We start from the raw sequence: 16,791 nt of genomic DNA, 5'->3' as shown, positions 1-16,791 counted from the left end.
GTTTCGGCAAAGCGCGCCTTGCATCGGGTCCTGGTCGAAGCACCCGAACGGGCGGGCAATTTTCCAAGGGTTCCGAGAAGGGCAGGGGCGTGACGGGTCCCGATATGGCTTCTGGATGCGGCTTCGGGAGCATGCGCCGCGGGTGCTTCCTCCAAACGGTCTGCACCGCCTTGCCCGCGGCGCATCCCCCTCACGGCACCTGAGTCCATCCGCGGCTGACAGCGCGCCACCGAGCGAACCGAGGAAGAAACCGTTGGCGTTCCAGCCCGTACAGCACCTGGTTTCGGGTCGGGGCGCCGTCGTCGGTGCAACCCCGGGTGGCCATCGAGATGGATGGATCGAGGTGGAGTTCGGCCACGTGAACCACGGACCGCAAAGGCCCCCGATGACCAAGACCAACATGGACCTGTCCGAGCTTCCGGCCAAACAAGATCGGGGAGATTTTCTGCGCAGCTTCGCCGACGCCGTGCTGCAGCTGATCATTGCGAGAATGATGTGAACGGCCTGAACGGCGCTGGTCGGATGAACGCAGCAGTGACCGCAGGGCGGCAAGGTGCCCGAGTTCCTGAACCGCCCGCTGACTGGCGAAGGGCCGAATGCCCGGCGCGAGACCATCTGCCCGAAGGTCCGTCAGGGTGGACGGATCATGCCGGTTGCAGCGATGAATGCCGTCACCGCCAATAGCCTGCCATTGCGCCAGCTGCGACCCGAGCCCGATGGCACGTGGGCGGCGGGAGGTCATCAGCCCGGGGCTGGGTCTCCGAGGCCGGGACCTTCCGGGCCAAGTTCCTGCGGGCTCTGGGAACGCGTGGGCTGGGTGGGGCAGGCGGGTCGTCGGCGATGCCCATGCGGGCCTCAAGGCCGCCATTTCCCGCGTCTCCGCAGCCGGCCGGAAGCGCTGCGTTCGGCCGCGTTCTCGGACCGATGACACCCACTTCCTCACTTCACTGGATGCGCGAAGCCCTGGCCCATGTGACCCGGGGCCAGCACACTGTCGTTGCCGCACTTGCCATTGTCCGCGGACCAATGGCGAGTTCCGGCAGGATGTCCGCCAGCCGGACACAACCCATGCCGGAGCGACCTGGCGCGAAGTCGCTGACGGGCTGCGCCCGAAACTTCCCAAGCCCGCGGCCCTCATGGAATGAGCTATCGCGGCGCCATCGGTTCGAGCCCGGTGGCGAATGCGGAGGAGGACGTGCTGGCCTGCATGACCTTTCCGGCCCAGCACCGGACCAAGCTGCACAGCACGGATGAGATCGACAAGAGTTCCCGGCGCAGAGCTGCCATTCTTTGCGCGTCCGGTCGACCTCGTGGCGAAGCGTGGCGCGTCGGCCGGAAGCGTCACCGGGCTGCCCCTTCAGTCCCTGCCGATCCGGGGCGGCCGCACGCCCGGTTTCCGAGGGTGGCCTGGCGCGCCTGGCAGCAACGAAGGGCCCGTAGCTCTCCTGCGCCTTCTCGGCGATTTCCATTTCCTGGCGGCGCATTTCCTTGATGTTGCAGGCGTCGCCGGCTGCGCGCCTGCTGCCCGTCTTCTGCGGCTGCCCGGAAGCCAGTTCCATGGCGCGGCCCTTTTGCGCCACCAGGCTCGGGCGGGCCCGGCGGTAGCCTTGGCCATTCGTCACCATGTGCCAGCACAGTGCGGCGAGTTTGCGTGCGACCGCCACAGCGGCGATCTGGTGGCCTCGCCGCGCCCGGATGCGGATGAAGAAGGCCGGAGCCTTCGCGGCGGCCGTGAGGCGCCGCCCCGAGACCGGACTGGCGGAGCCGGGGATTCAGGCCGGAGTAGCTCGCCAGCTTCCGGGGCGAACTGAACCGGCCGATGCTGCCGATTACGGCCATCAGCCCGGCCGCCACCGCCAGGTTCACCCCGGTGATGGTCAGCCGCCGCCGTATGGCCTCATCCTCCGGGGCATCCTGCGCGATGTCGCGGTCCAGTGCTGCAAGCTCCCCGCCGAGACGGTCCAGCTCGCGCACATGGCGTGCGATCGCTGCCTTCTCGTCGTCGGGAACGGGCTGCCGGGCCAGCCAGTCCCGGCCGCGGCGGTTGAACAGATCGGCATGCGGGCATTTCGGGATCAGATGCGCATGCAGGATGGCATGGACCTCGTTCCTGATCCTGGTGAGGTGCCGCACGACCTGGCAGCGGCGGGCAACGAGCCCGCGCAGCCGCTCCGGCGCCGCATCCGGCGTCCAAATTTCCGGCAGGCATCCGGCGGCGTGCAGGCTGGCCAGCGTGGCCGCATCCACCTTGTCGGTCTTCCCGTGGACATGGGCGATCGGACCGATGGCGCAGCGATGGCAACCCTGAAGCGGGTTGGCGATCGCCAACCGCGCGACGTGGGGCGAAAGCACCCGCGACACCGCCATGCAGTTCCCGTTCCGCGGGCGGGCCGTCCACTGGACGCCCCGCTGGTCCGCGTCACCTTCGATCACCGCCTCGTCTGTCTCGAGGAGCTGCGGGGCGAAGCCCTTGAGCGCCGTCCGCGTCATGTCGGCCCGACCTTCATGCCGGATCAGGCCGTTTTCCCAGATCACCGCCTCTCGGAAGGTCCGGCGGATGTTGATGCCGATCACGCGTCGCATGCGCGCCTCCCTTGCCAATGACAACAGGCGGGAGCGGCGGGAGACACGGCAACTGCGGATCCGCGCTCTCGGCGCAACCGGGCGAGTCTCGGAGGCGGTCCGCTGCCAACTCGAGCTCAAAGCTCATCCAATGTATCGACCTGCCCGCACTTTCGTGCTCCCGGTGCCTCTGTCCCGGATGCTCGGAGCATACACCGGATCCTCGGAGGCCCGGCCGAACATCGGCACCGGGATCATCATGCCGGTTAACAACCCCATCGAGCCTCCCAACAAGCAGGTGGAGGGCCGCACCGATGTCTTGGGCATCTTTCCCAACGAGGACTCCATAATTCGCCTGCTAGGCTCCGTCCTCTTCGGGCAGAAGGACGAGTGCTACAGCACCTGCCGCTACGGGATGGCCGGGGCCTTCGCGCAGTTCGGCAGCGAGGAGATCGGGCGCATTCCCAACAGGTGCACGAAAGTCGCCTGGCCATGCCCACGGGCCATCCCGGAAATTACACCTCCCGGACTGACGCAATTGTCCTAGGCCTCGCGAGTAACCCATTGGGAGCCTTTCTCTTCAGACCTGCGAGGGTGCTTCATTTGCACATCCGGCCATGGCATTGCTGGACGATGGGAAAACGTTTCCGTGGCGATTGCAGGGCTCCTCGGTGGGCATATTTGATTATACCCGATAATGTCCGATTACCGGACATGGTTGGGACCAGCAGGGGGCGGCGGTTGTTGCAANATTGACCTGGCCCTTGGAAGCAGGTGCCGGGCAAGACCCGTCCGCATTCGGAAGCGGATTTTCGACTGGGTGGCGCATCCCGTTGCGGGCCCCCCAGCTCCCCTGCCCCGCCGACGGTCGCCTTGGCCAGCCGCATCGCCAGCTCGGCCGGCAGGCCCTGCGCTTCGCCGGCCTTGGCGAGGGTCTCGATCAGGTGGAACACATAGGCCGGGCCCGAGCCCGACACGGCGGTGACCGCATCCATCTGGGATTCGTCCCCGAGCCGCACGGTCTGGCCGATCGCCGAGAGCAGCGCCTCGGCCTCTGCCAACTGCGCCTCGTCCACGCGGGCATTGCCGATCAGCGCGGTGATGCCGCGGCCCACCGCGGCGGGCGTGTTCGGCATCGCGCGGATCACCGGCGTCGCCTCGCCCAGCAGCTTCTCGAAGGTCGCGATCGTGGTGCCGGCCGCGATCGACAGGAAGACCGTGCCGCCGCCGCCGAGCGCGGTGATCGCGGGCAGCGCCTCGCCGATCATCTGCGGCTTGACCGCAACGAGCACCAGCGCCGGGTTCTCCGGCAGGGCCTCGTTCAGGTGCAGCCCGTCAAGCCCGGCAAGCCAGTCCGAGGGCTTCGGGTCCATCACCCAGACCGATCCCGCGGGCAGCCCGCCATCGAGCCATCCCGCCAGCATTGCCGATCCCATCTTGCCGCAGCCGAGCAGGACAATGCCCCGCTGCCGCACGTTTTCCATAGACATCTACGCGTCTCCCTGCGTTTGCAGGGCCGACCCTAAAACCTTTCGGCGGGATGTTGCATCCCCTTTCGCCGCCCGGCTCCCGCGCGTGGCGCACGGAAACCGGAGCAGGATGCCGCAGCCCGCTCAGGCGCGGCCATAGGCCTCGGCAATGGCGACATGCATCGCCTCATGGACCGGGGTGTCGCCCCAGACCGCCAGCTGGAAGGCCGGATAGAAGCGTTCGCAGGCGCAGACCGCCGCTTCGATCATCGTCGCGATCTGGTCCGGCGTGGCGATCACCTCCCCCGACAGGATCAGGCCGTAGCGGTAGACCAGCAGCTTCTGCTCCTCCCAATAGGTGAAGTTGCCGGACCAGCACTTGTCGTTCGCGGCATTGAGCGCCTCGAACAGCGCGGCGCGCTTGTCCTCGGGCAGGTCGAGATCGAAAGAGCAGATCAGGCGCAGCGTCTCGTCGCCGTTGCACCAGGCGAGGGTCAGGGCATAGGTGCGCCACTGGCCCTCCACGGCCATGGCGATCTGGTCTTCGGCGATGCGGTCGAATTCCCAGGCGTGATGCTCCGCGAGAGATTCCACGATATCGATCGGATCGATTTCGGAGGTATGCAGATCGTGTTCGCAAAGGGACATGCTCGGCCTCGTAGGTCTGGGCCCCACGGGGCGGGCCCGAGGGCGGGTGCCTGTATATAGCGGCGGTTCTTGACCGTCTCACTACAACATATGGTGGGTCACGATCCGGATTCTGTAAAGCGATATTTCCGTGACGATCACCTTGGGGCCCGGCGCGGGGGCCGCCTGCGGCCCCGTTCGCAAACTGCCGCGGAAACGGGCGTCAGAGGCCCCGTGCCCAGGAAATCACCCTGTCAGCCATGGACAGGCTCTGTCCGGGGCTTAGAATGTCGCCGGCGATCACATGCGCGGACGGGTCGTCTCCGGGACCCATCTCCAGCGGCACCAGCTCGGCCGGCGCGCCCCAGGCCGCGGCGGCCTGCCGCACCGCGGCGGGGTCCACGACCTGATCCGAGTCGGAAAAGAAGAAGATCGCGGGAATCGCCGCGGCCTCCTTGCCCGCGCTGCCCGCGACCAGCGTCGCCGCATCGGCCTTGCCGCCCGGCGCGGGCGGCGTGAAGATCGCGATCTCCGGCACGCCCGCCACCACGGCCGGCACCGCCGTCATCATCACCACAGAGGGAAACGCGCCCTTGCCGCGCGGCACATAGAGCGCGACCGAGCGGATCGGCAGGAAGCGGTCGCCGGCGAAGGCGCCGGGACGGACCTCCTTCAGCCACATCGGCTCTGGCGCCTGCTCCTCGTGGAAGCTGCGGATATTGGCGATGCCCGCGCGGATCGCCTCGATCACCTCCGGATCGACCTCATCGAAGGCCGCGTCGAACTCGGCCTCGGTCGCCTTCAGCCCGCCCGCGGTCAGTCCCTCGGCCTTGTCGAATTCCACGCCGAAGCGGACCAGTGCGGCATCGCCCTCGGCCTTGACCGCCTCGATGATCGGCCCCGCCTTGTCGAGAAAGAAGCTCAGATCGGTCTCGGAGCGCCGGAACAGCGCGGCGCGCTCGCCTGCGGAAAGCTCGGCAAGCACCTTGAAGGTCACGTCGGTCATGGTCCACCTCTTGGCGTCCCGGCCCGGCCGGGAGGAATGTCTGCTGCCGCCGGGCTAGCCGCTGCGGCCATGAATTGTATATACTTTACGACAGAACCGCAGCCGCTAGCCGGGTCCGCTCCGCCCGCTGCTCAAATCGACGCCAGATAGCCGCCGTCGATGCCCAGGATCTGCCCGGTGACATAGCTGGAGGCATCCGACGCCAGGAACAGGACCGCGGCCTCCAGATCCTCGAGCCGGCCGAAGCGGCCCATCGGGATCTTGGCCTCCATCGCCGCGCACCAATCCGCATCGCTGTAGAACACCTCGGTCAGGTCGGTGCGGAAATAGCCCGGCGCGATCGCGTTCACCCGCACCCCCTGCCCGGCCCATTCGGTGGCCAGCGCCCGCGTCATCCCGGCAATGCCGCTTTTCGACGAGCCATAGGGGGCCGCGGTCGGCACGCCGACGAAGGAGGTCAGCGACGCGAGATTGACGACCGTGCCGCGGCCGCGCGCCAGCATCGGCTTCGCCATCGCCTGGGTGAGGAAGAAGGCGCCCTTCAAATTGGTGTCGACGATCCGGTCCCAGAGCTGTTCGGTCACCTCGGTGGAGGGGCAGACCTCTTCGGTGCCGGCGTTGTTCACGAGGATGTCGACCGGCGCGACCCCGGCCAGCGCGGCGGCAATGCCCGGCACGTCGCTCTGGTCGCAGGCAATGCACTCGGCGCCGCGGCCCTCCGCTTCGATGCGGGCGGCGGTGCCGACGGGGAAGCCGCGCGTGCGCTGCGAGGTCAGCCTAGCGACGGCGCAGGACGAGGGCTTCGCCGTCGGCGCGCGGCGCTTTCCGGGACCCTTGACGGCCATGAGCTCGGGGCCGAACGCCACCGGTCCAAGTCAGCGGGCCGAACGGCGGACAGCTGGAGCGCTGCCCGCTGAAGGGGACCGAGGGCGACGCGATCTTCGCCGTTGCCCTGCGGCTGCGGCCACGACATCCGAAAGGTCCCCGCCCGCCTCCGGCGCGTTTGGGTCGGCTCATGGCCGCCATCATGGTGTTCATGACTGGGTGCCAGGCCCCGGAGCGGGCCGGGGCCGCCGCTTGGACTCGTTGTTCAGCATCGACTCCCAAATTTCCGGCCAGGCGGCGGATGGCGCTGTCACGGACAGGCTGGCTGAGGCCATGCCAATGGTCCGGGGATCGCCGCCGCGCGGGGGGCGGTCGGCAATGGCGGTGCCTGCCCGCAAGCAGGCGCGGCGATGCTGCGGTCGCCGGTGTCCGGTTCCGTCACGCCGGGGAAAGCCGCAGGAGGCAGGGGCGCAGCCCTGCGGACGCCGCGGTGGCGGACGGTCCCATGACGGCAGACGTGCCGCAGAAGCGGCCAGCTTGGCCTGCTCCCGCGCCGGCGCCCGCCGGGGCCGCGGACCGGGACCAGACGAGCCCAAACAGGCCGGAGATGTCTGGCGGAACTCCGGTGGTTGCACATGAAAATCGGTGTGCAAATTCTTGAATTCGAAGAAGGATCCGGCCCGGCCCGGTGCGTCAGTCTTCGGCCAGCGGATGGTGCTCCAGCACCAGTTCGCGCAGGGCCCTCGACCTGCTTGGTCACCGAGAACAGCATGTCGATCTCCTCAACTTCGGCTTCGCCCTTCACCAGGCGTTCCATCACCCGCATCATCCAGCCGGTGCCCTCGCGGCAGGGCGTGCACTGGCCGCAGCTTTCATGCTTGTAGAAGGCCGAGAGCCGCCAGATCGCCTTCACCATGTCGACCGACTGGTCCATCACCATCACCGCGGCAGTGCCGAGGCCCGAGCCGAGCTCGCCCCGCAGATAGTCGTAATCCATCACCGCGTCNGCGCATGTTCTCGCCGCGCNACGCAAGGCACCGAGGCGCCGCCGGGGATCACTGCCTTGAGGTTGCCCCAGCCGCCGCGGATGCCGCCGCAATGCTTATCGATCAGTTCCTCGAAGGAGATCGACATCTCCTCCTCGACGACGCAGGGCCGGTTGACGTGGCCCGAGATCGCGAAAAGCTTTGTGCCCGCGTTGTTCGGACGGCCGAAGCCCGCGAACCAGTCCGCGCCGCGGCGCAGGATGGTCGGCGCCACCGCGATCGATTCGACATTGTTCACCGTGGTCGGGCAGCCATAGAGCCCGGCGCCGGCCGGGAACGGCGGCTTCATCCGCGGCATGCCCTTCTTGCCCTCGAGGCTTTCGAGCAGGGCGGTTTCCTCGCCGCAGATATAGGCGCCCGCGCCGTGGTTCAGGTAGAGGTCGAAATCCCATCCCGATCCGCAGGCATTCCGGCCCAGCAGCCCGTCATCGTAGCATTCGTCGATCGCCGCCTGCAGCGCCTCGCGCTCGCGGATGTATTCGCCGCGGATGTAGATATAGGCCGCGTGCGCGCCCATGGCGAAGCTCGCCAGCAGGCAGCCCTCGATCAGGGTATGCGGGTCGTGCCGCATGATCTCGCGGTCCTTGCAGGTGCCGGGCTCGGATTCGTCCGCGTTCACCACCAGGTAATGCGGCCGCCCGTCGCTTTCCTTCGGCATGAAGGACCATTTCAGACCCGTGGGGAAACCCGACACGATCTGCGCGCTCGGCGATGCAGCCGCCTGGCCGATCCAGGGCTTGATCCGGAATTTCCGCGACGAGATCGAGGACCGCATCAAGGCGCAGAAATCCGGCAAGCTCAGCGCGGTGGCCGCGGAATGAGCCTGATGCGCGTCGCCGCCCCCGTCCTCGCTGCCGCTCTTGCCCTGTCGGCCTGTTCGCACGAGCTGTCGCAGTCGCGCACCGAGGCGCTCTATGCCTCGCTGCCGCCCGCCAAGCAGCGCGCCTATGATGCCGCGCTGGAGATGCCGCCGGGCGAGTCGGTGGGCCAGCTGCTGGTCGGCGTGCTCTTCGCCACCCAGTGCCCCGGCATCGAGATCGACGACACGTTCGGCCGCCTGGCGGAATCGAAGCTGACCGAGTTCAAGCGCAAGGGCGGCGATATCGAGACCGAGGCGCTGCAGCAGGCGATCGACGACTTCGCCGAAAGGAACGGCGTCGATCCGGTCGACCTGAAGGACCCGCCGATCGGCTGTCCGATCGCGGAACGTGAAATCGACGCGGGCACGCTGACCGGTGCCCTGCTGGTACGTGAAGGCAGCACATCTTGACGGCATCCCGCCATATCTTCCGGCTGGCGCCCGCGGCGCTGGCCTTCGGCATCGCGTCCTGCACCGTGGCCGCCCCGGTTGTCGTCCCGGTGATGCAGCGCGTGCTGGTCGATGTCGCCACCGCGCAATTCGTCGGCGACAATTGCCCGAGCATGGGCTTCGATACCGCCAAGGCGCGGGGCTACATCTCGAACGCCTACCGCAACCTCGTCGCCCAGGGCGCCGATCCGGAGGAGATCGAGGCGCGGACCGAAACCTTCGAGCGCGAGGAACTCGGCCCGGCGGTCGCGCAGCGCCTGGAAGAGGGCGGGGTCGATCCCGCCGATCCCGATCCGGAGGCCGCCTGCAGCTTCGGCGAGGAGGAGAAGTCCTCCGGCAGCATCCTCGGGAGGGTCCTGTCGTGACCGCGCTGCGCGCCGCCTCCGTGACGACCGCGCTCTGCGCCGCCGCCGTCCTGGCAGGTTGCGCGGCAGGCGTCCCGCAGACCCCGGCGGGCGACGCTCTCGCCGGTATGGGCCAGATGCTGCCGCCAGATGGCTTCGGCGGCTTCTGCATCGCGGGCGCGCAGCGCCTCCATCAGCAGGCCGTGCTCCGCCACTGCCTGCGCCAGCCGCGCCGGGTCCATGATCGCAAGGTAGCGCCCGCGCCGCGCCCGCGCGATCAGCCGCCGGTGGGTGCCCTGGATCACCGGATTGCCGGCCTCGGCGACGATCAGGTCGTGGATCTCGGAATTCGCGTCGAAATAGCCGGTATGGTCTCCGGCCGCGTGGCAGGCCATCATCCGCGCATGCAGCGCCTCGATCCGTGCCAGTCCCCCGTCGGTCAGCGTCCGCGCCAGCCGTCCGGCTGCCAGCCCTTCGAGCGCGGCGATCACCTCGAAGAGATCCAGCGCCTCGGCAGCTTCGTAGCGCCGCACCACCGCGCCCTTGTTGCGGGAAATCTCGATCAGCCCGTCATTGTGCAGGAGCTTCAGCGCCTCGCGCACCGGCGTGCGCGACAGGTTCAGCTCGGCCGAGATCTTGCGCTCGACCAGCCGCCCGCCCGGCGGCACCTCGCCCTTGACGATGCGGTCGCGCAGCACGTCGGCCACCCATTCGGCAATCGCCGTGAGCGGGGCGGCGGCGGGAAGGCCGGTGTCGGGCGTGTCGGAGGGGGTCACGTGCTTGGCCATCGCCTTCTTGATTTTGGGATGCCATTCTGCCCGGACGCTGCGGCAATGACAATCCGCAAAAGCGCCGGCGCCGGTCCGCAGATCCTCGGGAAGCCGCGGATTTCCTGCTGCAATTCCGGCGGGACGTGCTAGCAATAGGGTATCTGCCTGCCGCCTGCGCGGCAGCGCCGTATTGCCAGTGTCCGTTCTTGCCCGCCAAGCCGTTTTCCGATCCGGAGTTTGCCGATGCAGCCGCGCCTGACCGTCCTTGCCCTTGCCACCACCGTTCTTGCCGGTCCGCTGGCCGCGCAGTCGGTGACCACCGATGCCGGCACGATAGATGCCGCCCGGGTGGAGCGCTTCTTCGCGCAGCCCGGCTATTCGCCCTATGCCGGGCGCAGCTTTCCGGCGGTGCCGCTCTGGGGCGAGCAGCACCTGCACACCTCCTGGTCGGCCGATGCGATCGCCAGCGGCACGCGGGTCGGCCCGGACGAGGCGCTGCGCTATGCCAAGGGCGCCGAGATCACTTCCTCCACGGGCCAGCAGGTGAAGCTGTCGCGCCCCTATGACTGGATGGTGGTCACCGACCATTCCGACGCGATGGGGGTGATGGCCAGCGTGCTGGCGGGCGATCCGTCGCTGATGGCCGATCCGGTGCTGAAGCGCTGGCATGACGGGATGAATGCCGGCGGCGCCGCGGCCAGCGCCACGATGATCGAGATGATCACCATGCAGGGCGAGGGCACGCTGCCCGCGGCGGTGACCGACAACGGCGTTCAGTTCGACATCTGGAAGAAGATGACCGAGATCGTCGAGGGCCATAACCAGCCGGGCATCTTCTCGGCGATCATCGGCTATGAATGGTCGTCGAATTACGGCGGCGGCAACAACCTGCACCGCAACGTGATCTACCGGGACGGCAAGGCCGCGGCCGACCGGGTGCGGCCGCTGACCACCTTCGACACCGAGCTGCCCTACGAGCTCTGGGACTGGATGGAGGCCTACGAGGCGCAGACCGGCGGCAAGGTGCTGGCGATCCCGCATAACGGCAACCTGTCGAACGGGCTGATGTTCGCGACCGAGACCCCGGACGGCCAGCCGATCGATTCCGAATGGGCCGCCGCCCGCGCCCGCTGGGAACCGCTCTACGAGATCACCCAGGGCAAGGGCACCTCGGAGCAGCACCCTTCGCTGGCCCCGGCCGATGAATTCGCCGATTTCGAGATCTGGGATGCCGGCAACCTCAACGTGGTGCCGAAGGAACCGGGAATGCTCGACTACGAATATGCCCGCGAGGCGCTGAAGCGCGGCCTGTCGCTGGAGGCGGATCTGGGCACCAACCCGTTCAAGTTCGGCTTCGTCGGCTCGACCGACGCCCATACCGGGATCTCCTCGACCGAAGAGAACAATTTCTGGGGCAAGTTTCCGCCCTCCGAGCCGGGACCGGAGCGCTCGACCGGCAATGCCTTCGATTTCGAGGGCCGCACCGTCAAGGACTGGAAGCTCGGCGCCTCCGGCCTGACCGCGGTCTGGGCGCAGGAGAACACCCGCGCCTCGATCTGGGACGCGATGAAGCGCAAGGAGGTCTACGGCACCACCGGCACGCGCATCACGCTGCGCTTCTTCGGCGGCTGGGATTTCGTGCCGGAGGATGCGGCGGGGCGGACCCCGGCCACGATCGGCTATGCCAAGGGCGTGCCGATGGGCGGCGACCTGATGCCCGCGCCCGACGGCGCCGCCGCGCCGAGCTTCCTCGTCGCCGCGCTGAAGGACGCCTATTCGGGCAATCTCGACCGCATCCAGATCGTCAAGGGCTGGCTCGACGGCCAGGGCGCGATGCAGGAGAAGATCTTCGACGTGGCGTGGTCGGGCGGGCGGGAGATCGGCCCGGACGGCAAGCTGCCGCCGGTCGGCAGCACGGTCGATGCCGGCCGCGCCACCTTTTCCAACACGATCGGCGCGCCCGAGCTGATCGCGGTCTGGACCGATCCGGAGTTCGATCCGTCGCAGAAGGCTTTCTATTATGCGCGAGCGATCGAGATCCCGACGCCGCGCTGGACCGCCTATGACGCGGCCTATTTCGAAGAGGCCGATTTCGCGCCAGAGGTGCCGATGACCGTGACCGAGCGCGCCTATGCCTCGCCGATCTGGTACGCTCCGCAGTGAGGTCCTGTCCGGCTGCGGACCGTTTGCCGGACGCTCTGCCATGACGCCCGCGATGCCGCCGGGGGCGTGACAAGGTCAGCTGCCGCGCGCCGGACCATGTGAGCGCGCGCGTGCTCCGCAGGTCCGGCCGGGAGGCCTCGGCCGCGGTCGCCGGTGCCGTGGCGGTCCGCCGGTTCCATGCGCGTGCCGTGATGCACGCTTGGCGGCGTATCCGTCGGGGTGCCTGGTCCCGGCCTGGTTGCGGACCCTCCGGCTCCGGTCCCGCAAGGATGGCCGCTCTGCGCCTGTTGCCTGCCGATCCGGCAAGGCCCCGAGGGACGGTCCCTCCCGGCAGCCATCCATGCGGGCCGCTTGGCCGAAAGCTTGATGCCGTGTCCGGCCGTGCAGGATGCGGGGTGCACCGGAGCGTTCGAGGTTGGTCCCGAAGAGTCCTGGACGCCGGCAAGCGAATCGCTGCCGCGCCAATATGGTGCGCAATCGGGCCGCAGGCCCGCGGGCGCCGGGGCCCGGCCGGGATGGCGGCGTTCCCGGGGAGCTGTCCGTTCGGGATCAAGCTCCGGACGTGCCGGACATGCCCGCGCCGGGCGACCGCAGCGCGGCCGGGCGCCCCCCCGTCCGGCCCTCTCCCGTCTCCCGTCTCCCGTCTCCCGTCTCCCGCAAGGCGCATAGCCGGGTCCCGCCGGCAGGGGAGAGGCCCCGGCGCGCTTGACTTCCGCGTCCGGCGCGTGCCCATCGGAGGCAGGAGGTTCCGCCCATGACCCTGACCGGACATTGCCTGTGCGCCCGGACGCGCTTCGAGATCGATTCGCCCTTTCTCTTCGTCGGCCACTGCCATTGCGAAAGCTGCCGCCGCCAGACCGCCTCGCCCTTCACCACCTTCATCGGGGTGGAGCACGGCCAGTGGCGCTGGACCGGAACGCCGCCCGTCCGCTATGAAAGCGGCCCCGGTCGCACCCGCTGGTTCTGCGCGACCTGCGGCGCGCCTGCCGCCTATGCCAACGAGGTCGACAGCCTCGGCGAGATGCATTTCTACGCCGCGCTTCTCGACGACCCCGAGGCGGTGCTCCCCGAGATGAATTTCCACGCCGAGGAGCACCTCTCCTGGGCCTTCGACGCGCCGCAGCTGCCGGTCTACCGGAGGGACGGGGAATGATCTGGCCGCTGGCGATCCTGCTGGGCTGCCAGCTGTCGGGCGAGGTCGCCTCCCGGGCGCTGGGCCTGCCGGTGCCGGGACCGGTGATCGGCATGGTGCTGCTGCTGGTCCTCATGGCGCTCTTCCGGCCGCTGCCGGAGAAGGTGGCCCCCACCGCTCAGGTCATCCTCGGCAACCTGTCGCTGCTCTTCGTGCCTGCGGGCGTGGGCATCGTCTCGCAGCTCGACAAGGTGGCGCAATACGGGCCCGGCCTGCTGGCGGCGCTGCTCGGCTCCACTCTGCTGGCGCTGGCCGCCGGGGTGGTCACCTTCCGCCTCGTGGCGCGGCTGACGGGGGAGCGGACATGAGCGATTTCGCCCGGCTCTGGATCTATCTCCAGCAGGGACCGCTGCTGTGGCTGACCGTGACGCTGATCGCCTACGGGATCGGCGATTTCCTGTTCCTGAAGGCGCGGCGCAGCCCCTGGGTGAACCCTGTTCTGGTTGCAGTGGTGCTGATTTCGGTCGCTCTGGTCGGCACCGGCACGGATTACGAAACCTATTTCCAGGGCGCGCAATTCGTCCATTTCCTGCTGGGACCGGCCACCGTCGCGCTGGCCGTGCCGCTTTTCGCCAATCTCCGCCATGTCCGCTCGGCGCTGCTTCCCATGACCGCCGCGCTGATCGTCGGCTCGCTCGTCGCCATGCTTTCGGCGGTCGGCATCGGCTGGCTCTGCGGCGTGCGCGGCGAGGTGCTGGTCTCGCTGCTGCCGAAATCCGCGACCTCTCCGGTGGCGCTGGGCGTGGCCGAGACGATCGGCGGCATCCCGGCGCTGACGGCGGCCATGGTGATCCTGACCGGCATCATCGGCGCGGTGGTGGTCACGCCGCTCTACAACGCGCTGGGCGTTACCGACTGGCGGGCGCGCGGCTTCGCCACCGGGGTGGCGGCGCATGGCATCGGCACGGCGCGGGCCTTCCAAGTCAATGACACCGCCGGCGCCTTCGCCGGGATCGGCATGGGGCTCAATGCGCTGCTGACCGCGCTGCTGGCGCCCGCCGTGGCGCATTGGCTGTTCTGAGCCCGGGGTTGCGCGCAGGGGCCGGGCGGGCTTATCTCGGGGACCGAGCCGAGGAAGGAGCCCGCCCGTGACCATCACCGATCCCGACCGCCACGCCGAGAAGATGGCCAAGAAGAAGGCCAGCCGCGACAAGATCATGGCCACCAAGACCGAAGAGAAGGGCCTGGTGATCGTCCATACCGGCAAGGGCAAGGGCAAGTCCTCGGCGGCCTTCGGGATGATCTTCCGCTGCATCGCCCATGGCATGCCCTGCGCCGTGGTGCAGTTCATCAAGGGCGGCATGGAGACCGGCGAGCGCTCGCTGATCACCACGCATTTCGCCGAGGCCTGCGAATTCCACACCATGGGCGAGGGCTTCACCTGGGAGACCCAGGACCGCACCCGCGACATGGAGATGGCCCAGGCCGCCTGGGAGAAGGCGAAGGAGCTGATCCTGCGCCCGGGCATGCGCATGGTGCTGCTCGACGAGATCAACATCGCGCTGCGCTACGACTATCTCGATGTCGAGGAGGTCGTGGCCTGGCTGGCGGCCAACAAGCCGGAGATGGTCCATGTCGTGCTGACCGGGCGCAACGCCAAGGACGCGCTGATCGAGGCGGCGGATCTGGTCACCGAGATGGAGCTGCTCAAGCATCCGTTCCGCTCCGGCGTGAAGGCCCAGGCCGGGGTCGAGTTCTGACCACCCGCGCTGCGGTTCGGGAGGCGCTCCGGCCTGCTGCCGCGCGTCCCGTTCTCCGGCCCCGCCGCCGCTGAGCGGGACCGGCCTGCCGGGTGTCTCCGCCACGGTCGCATGCCCGCCGATCAGCGCCTGCGTATAGGGGCTCTGCGGCGCGTCGATCACCTGCCGCACGGGGCCGTGCTCGACCATGCGGCCATGGCGCAGCACCATGATCTCGTCGGCCATCTGCGCCACCAGCGCCAGGTCGTGCGAGATGTAGAGCGCGGCCATGCCCTCGTCGCGGATCGCGCGGCGCACCGCCACGAGGACCTCGATCTGGGTGGTGACGTCGAGCGCGGTGGTCGGCTCGTCGAAGACGATGAGGCGGGGCCGCGCGCACATCGCCATCGCGGTCATCGCCCGCTGCAGCTGCCCGCCCGAGGCCTGGTGCGGGAACCGCTCGCCGAAGCGCGCAGGATCTGGCAGGCCGAGCCGGGCGAAGAGATCGACGGCGCGCGGGCGCCGTTTCGGGGCGCCCCCGCGAGTTCGGCCCGCCGGCCCGCCGGGACATGGCGGCTGTGCGTCCCGTATCCGATGTCCGGATCCTTTCCGCGTATTCCCGGCCCGAGGGGGGCTGTCGGCCGGGGGGTGCCTTGCCCGCATTCCATCCGCCGCGGCCGGTCAGGGCCGGGGCCGAAAGGGGGACAGCATGAGACTCAGTGCAATTATCGCATCGCTGCTGGGGGCGGCCTTGACGCTGGTCGGCGCCGCCGCGGCGCAGGAGCGTGGCGGCGACCTGAGGGGGCTGCTCGAAAGCCGCGAGGTGCCGGTCGACATCACCAATTTCGTCCGAGCCGCGACCGACATCGAATTCGAGAAATACCACGGCCTCGCCGGCGGGGTGAACAAGCTTCTGCATATCCGCGAGGTCACGCCGGTCGAACGCCAGCCGACCATCCGGATGAACCGCGACACGATCTACAGCATGGTGCTGGCCGACATCAGCAAGGGCGCGACGCTTGTCCTGCCCGAGACCGGGGACCGCTACATCTCGGCGCAGGTCGTCAACCAGGACCACTACATGAACAAGGTCTTCCTCGGGGGCGGCACCTATGCGCTCGACATGGAGACCTTCACCACGCCCTATGTGGTGATCATCATCCGGACGCTGGCCGATGCCTCGGACCCGGCGGACATGGCGGCCGCGCATGCGCTGCAGGATGCCATCGCGCTCGAGGCGGGGGCCACCTCCTCCTTCGTCGTGCCGAATTACGACATGGACGATTTCCGCGCCGTCCTGAAGGCGGCGCTGGAGTTGTCGCGCTTCGCACCGGACAGCCGCGACACTTTCGGCCCCGAGGGCGAAGTCGCGCCGCTGCGCCATTTCCTCGGCGCCGCCTTCGGCTGGGGCGGGCTGCCCGAGACCGAGGCCTATTACCTCAATGTCGATCCCGGCCTGCCGGTCGGGGCGTACAAGATCGAGGTGCCCGCGGACGTGCCGGTCGGCGCCTTCTGGTCGGTCAGCCTCTACAACGCCGACGGCTTCTACCAGAAGAATGCGCTCGGTGCCTACAACGTCAACTCGGTCTCCGGCACCCGCAACGACGATGGCGGCATGACCATCCATCTCGGCGGCTGCGATGACGGGCGGCAGAACTGCCTGCCGGTCATGGAGGGCTGGAACTATGTCGTCCGCCTCTACCGTCCCGGCACGGAGGTCCTGGACGGCAGCTGGTCCTTTCCCGGCGTGGCGCCGATGTGAGCGCGCTCCGGCGCGCCCCGCAAGACAGGCAGCGGCC

The 16,791-nt window shown here is 68.7% G+C and carries 13 protein-coding genes and 6 pseudogenes; 11 read left to right on the top strand and 8 right to left on the bottom strand.

Annotated features, from left to right (window positions below):
- The first annotated feature begins 253 nt into the window (after positions 1 to 253).
- On the top strand, positions 254 to 499 hold the full coding sequence (locus tag C7T91_RS31545) for a hypothetical protein (RefSeq protein ID WP_145962840.1): 246 nt from the start codon (positions 254 to 256) through the stop codon (positions 497 to 499).
- An 842-nt stretch (positions 500 to 1,341) separates the two neighbouring features.
- Here C7T91_RS31545 and C7T91_RS10300 read toward each other — a convergent pair.
- On the bottom strand, positions 1,342 to 2,583 hold the full coding sequence (locus C7T91_RS10300) for a transposase (RefSeq protein WP_201742059.1): 1,242 nt from the start codon (positions 2,581 to 2,583) through the stop codon (positions 1,342 to 1,344).
- A gap of 250 nt (positions 2,584 to 2,833) precedes the next feature.
- Here C7T91_RS10300 and C7T91_RS40375 point away from each other — a divergent pair.
- Positions 2,834 to 2,954: pseudogene (locus C7T91_RS40375) on the top strand (transposase); the annotation flags it as partial.
- 429 nt (positions 2,955 to 3,383) lie between these two features.
- Here C7T91_RS40375 and C7T91_RS10290 read toward each other — a convergent pair.
- The 5 genes and pseudogenes from C7T91_RS10290 to nuoF form a co-directional block, all read right to left on the bottom strand.
- A pseudogene (locus tag C7T91_RS10290) lies at positions 3,384 to 4,052 on the bottom strand (pyrroline-5-carboxylate reductase); the annotation flags it as partial.
- Between the two features lie 123 nt (positions 4,053 to 4,175).
- On the bottom strand, positions 4,176 to 4,679 hold the full coding sequence (locus tag C7T91_RS10285; RefSeq protein ID WP_108259145.1) for a type III secretion system chaperone family protein: 504 nt from the start codon (positions 4,677 to 4,679) through the stop codon (positions 4,176 to 4,178).
- A 202-nt stretch (positions 4,680 to 4,881) separates the two neighbouring features.
- Positions 4,882 to 5,664 (bottom strand): histidinol dehydrogenase, encoded by a 783-nt coding sequence (locus C7T91_RS10280; protein WP_201742058.1) that lies wholly within the window; start codon positions 5,662 to 5,664, stop codon positions 4,882 to 4,884.
- Between the two features lie 131 nt (positions 5,665 to 5,795).
- Positions 5,796 to 6,530: an SDR family NAD(P)-dependent oxidoreductase gene (locus C7T91_RS10275; protein ID WP_236638152.1), complete on the bottom strand. Its 735-nt coding sequence runs from the start codon at positions 6,528 to 6,530 to the stop codon at positions 5,796 to 5,798.
- A 665-nt stretch (positions 6,531 to 7,195) separates the two neighbouring features.
- Positions 7,196 to 8,226: pseudogene (gene nuoF / locus C7T91_RS10270) on the bottom strand (NADH-quinone oxidoreductase subunit NuoF); the annotation flags it as partial.
- Position 8,227: 1 nt separating this feature from the next.
- On the opposite strand from nuoF, the pseudogene C7T91_RS10265 reads away from it, so the two are divergent.
- The 3 genes and pseudogenes from C7T91_RS10265 to C7T91_RS39340 form a co-directional block, all read left to right on the top strand.
- Positions 8,228 to 8,356 (top strand): annotated as a pseudogene (locus tag C7T91_RS10265) (NADH-ubiquinone oxidoreductase-F iron-sulfur binding region domain-containing protein); the annotation flags it as partial.
- Positions 8,353 to 8,805, top strand: a complete 453-nt coding sequence (locus tag C7T91_RS10260; protein ID WP_145962838.1) for a hypothetical protein — start codon at positions 8,353 to 8,355, stop codon at positions 8,803 to 8,805. The pseudogene C7T91_RS10265 and the gene C7T91_RS10260, both read left to right, overlap by 4 nt.
- Before the next feature lie 92 nt (positions 8,806 to 8,897).
- Complete coding sequence (locus C7T91_RS39340) at positions 8,898 to 9,209, top strand: DUF5333 family protein (protein WP_407943288.1); 312 nt, start codon at positions 8,898 to 8,900, stop codon at positions 9,207 to 9,209.
- A 122-nt stretch (positions 9,210 to 9,331) separates the two neighbouring features.
- Here the strand turns inward: C7T91_RS39340 and C7T91_RS10255 are convergent.
- Positions 9,332 to 9,976, bottom strand: a pseudogene (locus C7T91_RS10255) (GntR family transcriptional regulator); the annotation flags it as partial.
- Positions 9,977 to 10,201: 225 nt separating this feature from the next.
- Here C7T91_RS10255 and C7T91_RS10250 point away from each other — a divergent pair.
- From C7T91_RS10250 to cobO, 5 genes are all read left to right on the top strand, one after another.
- On the top strand, positions 10,202 to 12,121 hold the full coding sequence (locus C7T91_RS10250) for a DUF3604 domain-containing protein (protein WP_108259142.1): 1,920 nt from the start codon (positions 10,202 to 10,204) through the stop codon (positions 12,119 to 12,121).
- A gap of 754 nt (positions 12,122 to 12,875) precedes the next feature.
- A complete protein-coding gene (locus C7T91_RS10245; protein ID WP_108259141.1) occupies positions 12,876 to 13,274 on the top strand; it encodes a GFA family protein in 399 nt (132 codons plus the stop codon).
- Positions 13,271 to 13,621 carry a CidA/LrgA family protein gene (locus C7T91_RS10240; protein WP_108259140.1) on the top strand — a complete coding sequence of 117 codons (351 nt, stop codon included), beginning with the start codon at positions 13,271 to 13,273 and terminating at the stop codon, positions 13,619 to 13,621. Before C7T91_RS10245 ends, C7T91_RS10240 begins: the two co-directional genes overlap by 4 nt.
- Positions 13,618 to 14,334, top strand: a complete 717-nt coding sequence (locus tag C7T91_RS10235; RefSeq protein ID WP_108259139.1) for an LrgB family protein — start codon at positions 13,618 to 13,620, stop codon at positions 14,332 to 14,334. The genes C7T91_RS10240 and C7T91_RS10235 overlap by 4 nt, the downstream gene beginning before the upstream one ends.
- 73 nt (positions 14,335 to 14,407) lie before the next feature.
- The gene (cobO, locus tag C7T91_RS10230) at positions 14,408 to 15,013 is read left to right on the top strand and encodes a cob(I)yrinic acid a,c-diamide adenosyltransferase (RefSeq protein WP_108259390.1); all 606 of its coding nucleotides are present in this window, start codon (positions 14,408 to 14,410) and stop codon (positions 15,011 to 15,013) included.
- A 120-nt stretch (positions 15,014 to 15,133) separates the two neighbouring features.
- On the opposite strand, the pseudogene C7T91_RS35335 reads toward cobO, so the two are convergent.
- Positions 15,134 to 15,508 (bottom strand): annotated as a pseudogene (locus C7T91_RS35335) (ATP-binding cassette domain-containing protein); the annotation flags it as partial.
- A gap of 193 nt (positions 15,509 to 15,701) precedes the next feature.
- Between C7T91_RS35335 and C7T91_RS10220 the strand changes: the two are divergent.
- A complete protein-coding gene (locus C7T91_RS10220) occupies positions 15,702 to 16,754 on the top strand; it encodes a DUF1214 domain-containing protein (protein ID WP_108259138.1) in 1,053 nt (350 codons plus the stop codon).
- Positions 16,755 to 16,791 lie beyond the last annotated feature (37 nt).

This window comes from Mangrovicoccus ximenensis (genome assembly GCF_003056725.1).
In the GTDB taxonomy this organism is placed as follows: domain Bacteria; phylum Pseudomonadota; class Alphaproteobacteria; order Rhodobacterales; family Rhodobacteraceae; genus Mangrovicoccus; species Mangrovicoccus ximenensis.
The sequence above is the reverse complement of the archived record's forward strand: the minus strand, read 5'-3'. Positions and strand labels throughout refer to the sequence as shown.

Coding starts and splice junctions, on each gene's coding strand:
- C7T91_RS10300 (WP_201742059.1), bottom strand. CDS start 2,583: ATGCGACGCGTGATCGGCATCAACATCCGCCGGACCTTCCGAGAGGCG.
- C7T91_RS10285 (WP_108259145.1), bottom strand. CDS start 4,679: ATGTCCCTTTGCGAACACGATCTGCATACCTCCGAAATCGATCCGATC.
- C7T91_RS10280 (WP_201742058.1), bottom strand. CDS start 5,664: ATGACCGACGTGACCTTCAAGGTGCTTGCCGAGCTTTCCGCAGGCGAG.
- C7T91_RS10260 (WP_145962838.1), top strand. CDS start 8,353: ATGAGCCTGATGCGCGTCGCCGCCCCCGTCCTCGCTGCCGCTCTTGCC.
- C7T91_RS39340 (WP_407943288.1), top strand. CDS start 8,898: ATGCAGCGCGTGCTGGTCGATGTCGCCACCGCGCAATTCGTCGGCGAC.
- C7T91_RS10250 (WP_108259142.1), top strand. CDS start 10,202: ATGCAGCCGCGCCTGACCGTCCTTGCCCTTGCCACCACCGTTCTTGCC.
- C7T91_RS10245 (WP_108259141.1), top strand. CDS start 12,876: ATGACCCTGACCGGACATTGCCTGTGCGCCCGGACGCGCTTCGAGATC.
- C7T91_RS10240 (WP_108259140.1), top strand. CDS start 13,271: ATGATCTGGCCGCTGGCGATCCTGCTGGGCTGCCAGCTGTCGGGCGAG.
- C7T91_RS10235 (WP_108259139.1), top strand. CDS start 13,618: ATGAGCGATTTCGCCCGGCTCTGGATCTATCTCCAGCAGGGACCGCTG.
- C7T91_RS10220 (WP_108259138.1), top strand. CDS start 15,702: ATGAGACTCAGTGCAATTATCGCATCGCTGCTGGGGGCGGCCTTGACG.